The organism is Psychrobacter sp. FME13 (genome assembly GCF_014861395.1).
GTDB lineage: Bacteria > Pseudomonadota > Gammaproteobacteria > Pseudomonadales > Moraxellaceae > Psychrobacter.
The window spans coordinates 1-1,253 of the sequence record NZ_RRYV01000302.1 but is presented as its reverse complement, the minus strand read 5'-3'; the positions used below and the strand labels follow the sequence as shown (position 1 = coordinate 1,253).

The window sequence follows — 1,253 nt, the reverse complement described above, 5'->3', positions numbered from 1 at the left end:
TGCTTTGGCTGTCACCCTCCTTTTATCTCCTCAGCATACTTTCTGATACACCACCTTTTTATTAATTTTGTGAGGAGGGTAAGTTATGACAAAAAAGCCAAGTAAGGTTGAAAAAGTAAATGATGTTTACATTACTGATAAAAAAGGCATCGAGAAGTACGAAACCAAAAAGAAAGAAGATGGCTCTCGCGTAAAGACCAAAGAAGTCATTGATCAAGTATTACTGAAAGATTTGGCTGATGGTAATATCGATAGTATTTCTGAGCATTTACAAGCCTTGATTCATGATGTTTCTCCTGATGATTTGATGAAACTTAAGGATATATTTGCTAAACACGCACTTGCCAACTACGTAAAGACAGGTAGTATCAAAGATGATGAATTGTCTGATAATTGGCGTGAAGGTGGTTATCCATATAAAAACCGATTATCACGTAAAAACTATGAGAAGCAAAAATATCATTTGCAGGTTGAGCTGTTGAAGCTACAGCATTGGGTGCGAGATACTGGACAAAAAGTAGTCATCGTCTTTGAGGGTCGTGATGCTGCAGGTAAAGGTGGTACGATTAAGCGTTTTATGGAACATCTTAATCCGCGTGGTGCTAAGGTGATTGCACTTGAAAAACCAACCGAACAAGAGCTCGGACAGTGGTACTTTCAGCGCTATATTCAGCATTTACCCACTCAAGGTGAGATGGTTTTGTTTGACCGCTCTTGGTATAACCGAGCTGGTGTTGAGCGAGTCATGGAGTTCTGTACCGATAAAGAGTACGAGTCTTTTATGAAACAAGTGCCTGACTTTGAAAAATATTTGATTGATTCAGGCGTTCATTTGATCAAGTTTTGGTTTTCAGTCAGTCGTGATGAACAGCGACGTCGATTTGCCCAACGTGAAGCGCATCCCTTAAAACAATGGAAATTGTCACCGATTGATAAAGCCTCTCTCGACAAATGGGACGATTATACACTTGCTAAAGAAGCGATGTTTTATAATACAGATACTGCTGAATCGCCATGGATTGTGATTAAGTCAGACTGTAAAAAACGTGCTCGTCTAAATGCCATGCGTTATGTACTCAATAAACTGCCGTACGAAAATAAAGATAAAAAGCAGGTGGGTAATGTCGATCCACTCATCGTTGGTCGTGCAGGAGCTTTATATGAGCTGGGCGAAAAAGATGATTTAGCGGTTTAAAGCGGGAGTTTCCCAAACTCTGTGTAACTGCTTATAATCCACTAACAGGAGAATAAGC

At 39.8% G+C, this 1,253-nt stretch carries 1 protein-coding gene; it reads left to right on the top strand.

The window, feature by feature from the left end; all coding sequences use genetic code 11:
• The first annotated feature begins 85 nt into the window (after positions 1-85).
• Complete coding sequence (gene ppk2, locus EI164_RS16185; protein ID WP_192520998.1) at positions 86-1,195, top strand: polyphosphate kinase 2; 1,110 nt, start codon at positions 86-88, stop codon at positions 1,193-1,195.
• Positions 1,196-1,253: the final 58 nt, after the last annotated feature.